We start from the raw sequence: 5,006 nt of genomic DNA, 5'->3' as shown, positions 1-5,006 counted from the left end.
AGCAGGATTGGATATTAAAAATGTAGCGACAGTTACAGGCGATAATATTCCAACTCCAGATAAACCAGAAGAGGTAGTCAATGTCTATCCACGTAATCCAATTTTGGAATCTAGTAAAACTGCTGTAAATGCACAAACAGGAAAGAACAATTTTGAAGTTGGAGACACGATAGTTTATACAATTAAATCACGTAATAAAGTATCTGAAAGTATCATTAAAAACTTTACGATTACAGACAAGCTTCCTACAGGCATACAATATGTAGAAGATAGTATTAAAGTTAGTCATAATGGTAAAGGTTCATTCAGTAATGGCGCTGTAATCGCGGAATTTGGTGATGTGAAAGATACGGAATGGTATACAGTCTCATTTGAAGCTAAAATCTTGTCGGGACAATCCGGCGAGGAAATCAAAAATATTGCTGCTGTTGGTGGAGACAATATTGATGATCCGGATAAGCCAAGTACGGATATCCAAGTTTTACCGGTTGATATAAAGTTAACTAAAGAAGTAGATAAAGCAAAAGCAAATATAGGTAGTCTTATAACCTATACAATTGAAGCTAAAAACGAAGAAAAAATTGAATCTTGGAATGGTACAATCAAAGATAAACTACCTGCTCATGTTGAGCTAGTTCCAGGGTCTACTATTTTAAATGGCAAAGAATTAATGGATACTGATGTTTGGAAAAATGGTGAGTTAATTATTCAACCTGTCGTATTAAAAGCGGGGGAAACAGCTACTATTAAGTTCAGAGTAAAAGTGTTACCAAGTGCTTTAAATGCAACAATAGAGAACATAGCAATTGCATATGACTCAAAAAATAATGAAATTACAACACCTCCAGCTAAAACAGAAGTGGTTCAGGTAGTTCCGGATGGCAATACTAATACAGACGGTAATACTGGTACGGATGGTAATACTGATACGGGTGGTAATACTGATACAGACGGTAATACTGGTACGGATGGTAATACTAATACAGACGGTAATACTGATACGGATGGTAATACTAATACAGAGGATAATACTGGTACGGATAGTAATACCAATACAGACGGCAATATTGGTATGAATGGCAGTTCTAATACAGACAGTAATACTAGTAAAGATGCTAATAGTATTGATAGTAATACCAATGAAAGTAATATTACCCCAGAAGACTATACGAAAAAAGAGAAACAGCAAATATTGCCTCAAACAGGTGAAAAGCAGACAGGTTTTATGAACCTTATCGGTATTCTCTTGGTTGGATTTGCACTTTTTGGTCTTCTGAATAGAAAAAGAGTTTAGAAAAGATATTTATTAATTAACCAACAACAACAGTACCTGAAAGTATATCCAAAATTGGGTAACCAAAGGTACTGTTGTTTTTGTTTAAAATTACATTTAATAGCATTGTATCAGATATCGAACAGATGCATTCGTTTCTATAATGGTGTTTTAGTAAAAATAACTATGTGTTTAAACTATTTTAGGCCAGGGACTTTAGATGAAAAACGTTCTTTCAACATCGGTCGCATTTCTTTAATAAGGAATGGGTCTTTTTTCAATTAAGGACAATTTTATTGAACAACCCTTTTTCTAAAATAACTGGATATTTATGGTGATAATTAGGATAATTAATTTATAAGATTAACGAGGTGATATGGTATGGATTTAAAAGCTTTAATAAAATCTGATATTAAATTCAAAAAAATTTGGGAAAGTTCTTGTAAGAATCATCGAGTTCTATATTTTCAGATAGATAAAGATGATAATGGAATTGAAGCTCATTTCCATCCATATGGAGAAGATCATCCTAATTTTAGAAGGAGAATTGACTTATTATACCATAAAAGGTAGTAATAATCGAGTACTTCATTCCCCAATTGCTGTTCATTTTTATTTTCATGTAAATAAAAGTATTTAATTGTGTTTGACTACTAGGAGTAAAAAAGAGTATAATCACTTTCGTTATGGAACGTTCATTCCAAAAAAGGACAGACTACTTTCATCAAAGGTAGGAAGCAATTGAGTCGAAGTGACTCTTTTTTTAAACTCTTTTCGGAATGATTGTTCCATAATGACTTGGAATAACAATAAATGATAATATGGAGGGTTATTAATATGACTCAAAGATTAACAACAGCTTCAGGCCATTTTGTATCTGTGGGAGGCAACGTAAACTTATATGTAGAAGATGTCGGTGAAGGGAAGCCGGTAGTATTCATACATGGTCTTCCTGTCGGGCAAGCAATGTATGAATACCAAAGAAACGTTCTACCTTTCAAAGGGATTCGCTACATTGGTATTGATTTAAGAGGTTTCGGCAAATCTGACCGTCCGCTCAATGGCTATTCGTACAATCAGTTTGCGGATGACATTCGCAGGGTTTTTGAGCATCTAGAGATTAAAAATGCTACCCTTGTGGGCTTCTCGATGGGAGGAGCCATTGCAGTAAGATATATGGCAAGACATCAAGGTTATGGCGTTTCAAAAATGGTGCTTGCTTCTGCAGCTACACCTCTCTTCACGCAAAGATCGGATTATCCATATGGCTTGCCAGTTGAGGTTATGGAGTCTCTTATAGAAGCTGCACAGCAAGACCGTCCACAGCTGATTGAAGATTTCAATAGCACTTTGTTCCATCAAAAGCCAAGCCAAGCTTTTATTGACTGGTACAATCGCATGTCTTTGGATACAGATCCCGTAGCTTTTGCAATGTCACTAAAGTGCCTTGCTTATGAAGATTCACGAGAAGAATTGAACCAAATTCATGTGCCTGTTTGTATTTTCCAAGGCAAAAATGATACAATGCCTTTTGAACCTCAGATTAAAGGGTTTCCAAATGCAGAAATTATCGTATTTGAAGAAAGCGGCCATGGACTCGTGTTTGAAGAGAAGGAAAAGTTTAACGCTGAGATTCTAAAGTTTGTGCAAGCTTAAGTGACACTTGAGTTTCACGCACCTTTTTTGCCGCTTAAGGTTGTTTTGTGAAGAGGTGGGTTATGAGCAGAAGAAAAAGTTTTGAAATTCCTAAAGTATTGGATTTGGCCATCGATGTGTTTTGGCATAAAGGGTATGAGGGTTGTTCTATGCAGGATTTGGTGGAGCAGCTTGGACTTAGTCGAAGCAGTATTTATGAGACTTTTGGAAGTAAAGAGGATTTGTACCTTCAAGCTTTGGAGCGTTACGACCTTCAATCCAAACAACAACTGGGGTCTATCTTGTATGAACAAGGTTCGGCGAAGGAACTACTGTTGCGATATTTTCATGAGGTTATCGAATATACGGGCCGCCGTAGCTGTTTTATGGTGAATGCCTCGTTAGAGCTGGCAGCTTCCCATCAGAAGGTATATAATCTGGTCAAAGCTAATATGGCTGAGAACGAGGAAGCCTTTTACCAACTGCTAGAACGTGCGGTGCAGAGCGGTGAGCTGAAGGGAACCTGGGATATAAAAGCATTGGCCCAATACCTGGTTAATGTTATGCACGGAATTACAGTGACCACTGTAACTGCGGATCGTGAAATGCTGGACAATATTGTGCGCAATTCGCTTTACTTTCTGCCGTGAGCACAAGAGAATACAATAGAAGGAGCTGTACGTTTATGTACAGCTCTTTTTAGTGTTTATAAAGATTGGGACTTAGATATTCGGCAAGACCGTAATAATAATTTGTTTACTACACTTACATTTTATTGTATTTCTATCCATAAAGACAACGCGTTGATCCAATTTGGATCTCCGTATCCTTGATAGCTTTGAACAGCTTCATAATTCTTTCCTTGATATTCTACCTTATCTCCTTTTGTATACGCCTTAAACGGATTCCATTCTTCATAAGAAGCTCCGAGGTCTTTTGTTGTTACAGTTAAAATTGAACTTCTAATTGATTCATTTCCTGCAGTATCTACGGAAGTTACGGCATACATATATGTTGTATTTGCTTGGAGATTCTTGTTCATAAATGATGTAGTTTTTGATGTCCCAACAACATTCATTTGTTCAACTTGTGTCCCTTGATATATAACATAATGGTCAACTGCTACATTATCCTCTGATGCAGTCCACATTAAGTCTACACTTGAAGATGTTACTCCCATTGAGTGTAGTGCAGTCGGTTGCGTTGGTGCTTCTGTATCTGGAACAGTGTGCATTGTCTCTACAACTGTCGATTCGCTTTCATTAGAAACATTTCCAGCAGCATCTACTGCTTTTACTGTATATGTATATTTTGTACTCGCTTTTAAATTTTTATCTGTGAATGTTGTTCCTGGTACCACGCCAACTACTTTACCATCTCGTAATACCTGATATTCTTTTACACCCACATTGTCTGCAGAGGGATTCCATTTTAGTTCAGCACTGTTTGAAGTAACTTTTGTTGTAAGTAATCCATCTGGTTGAGTTGGAGCTTCTTTATCTACGTCACCATTATTCACCAAATTAACATCAATTGCACTATAGAAGGCATTTGAAGTATCAGCTACATCCCAAACAGCTAGAATAATGTGGTACCCACTACGATCAGTTGGGACGTTAATTGTATGAGTTAAATTATTCGATGCGGCAGAACCATTATGTTCAACAGTACCAATCAGTTCAAGATCAGCACGAGTTAATGGTTTATTAGGATTCCAACCACTTTTTGTAATATAATAATGCCATTTACTTGTTAAATGGGGGGCAGTATATTTCCATGTAAAAGTATTTAATCCTCCTGTAATCGTATTTTTAAACCAGCGATCTGCAGTTTGTTGATCAAGGATACCACCAAATAGGCCCCCAGCAGATGCAATTTTACCATCAGCAGGTCCACTTTGTGGAAATCCTTTAGGTGCCTCTAGACTTTGTGGCTCGTACATAACGTTTCCACACATTAAGTTAAGTGCCCCATAATTTTGAGTACATAAAGCAGCTCTGCTAGCCGGTTTTTCAACAAACCCATGAGCATATGCATTTGGCGCCATTGAAACACCTATGATTCCAGCAGCTAAAATGGTAGCACTTAATCCTTTTTT

The 5,006-nt window shown here is 36.9% G+C and carries 5 protein-coding genes; 4 read left to right on the top strand and 1 reads right to left on the bottom strand.

All coding sequences use genetic code 11. The features are described 5' to 3' along the window. From RT445_RS22990 to RT445_RS22975, 4 genes are all read left to right on the top strand, one after another. Positions 1–1,294: isopeptide-forming domain-containing fimbrial protein (locus RT445_RS22990; RefSeq protein ID WP_313471671.1), on the top strand; the 1,294-nt coding region annotated here is incomplete at its 5' end. A 360-nt stretch (positions 1,295–1,654) separates the two neighbouring features. Next, positions 1,655–1,846, top strand: coding sequence for a hypothetical protein (locus RT445_RS22985; protein ID WP_312505297.1), 192 nt, complete (start codon positions 1,655–1,657; stop codon positions 1,844–1,846). Positions 1,847–2,110: 264 nt separating this feature from the next. Further along, a complete protein-coding gene (locus RT445_RS22980) occupies positions 2,111–2,929 on the top strand; it encodes an alpha/beta fold hydrolase (protein ID WP_312505299.1) in 819 nt (272 codons plus the stop codon). Between the two features lie 62 nt (positions 2,930–2,991). Then, on the top strand, positions 2,992–3,558 hold the full coding sequence (locus tag RT445_RS22975) for a TetR/AcrR family transcriptional regulator (RefSeq protein WP_312505300.1): 567 nt from the start codon (positions 2,992–2,994) through the stop codon (positions 3,556–3,558). A gap of 122 nt (positions 3,559–3,680) precedes the next feature. On the opposite strand, the gene RT445_RS22970 is transcribed toward RT445_RS22975, so the two are convergent. Further along, positions 3,681–5,006, bottom strand: a 1,326-nt coding sequence (locus RT445_RS22970; RefSeq protein ID WP_313471669.1) for a lytic polysaccharide monooxygenase, incomplete at its 5' end; no start/stop codon positions are given.

The sequence above is a fragment of the Lysinibacillus sp. genome (assembly GCF_032093475.1).
Taxonomy (GTDB): Bacteria; Bacillota; Bacilli; order Bacillales_A; family Planococcaceae; genus Lysinibacillus; species Lysinibacillus irui.
The sequence above is the reverse complement of the archived record's forward strand: the minus strand, read 5'-3'. Positions and strand labels throughout refer to the sequence as shown.

Bases quoted from the DNA above. Each gene is read 5' to 3' on its own strand.
- RT445_RS22975 (WP_312505300.1), top strand. From the start codon at position 2,992: ATGAGCAGAAGAAAAAGTTTTGAAATTCCTAAAGTATTGGATTTGGCC.
- RT445_RS22980 (WP_312505299.1), top strand. From the start codon at position 2,111: ATGACTCAAAGATTAACAACAGCTTCAGGCCATTTTGTATCTGTGGGA.
- RT445_RS22985 (WP_312505297.1), top strand. From the start codon at position 1,655: ATGGATTTAAAAGCTTTAATAAAATCTGATATTAAATTCAAAAAAATT.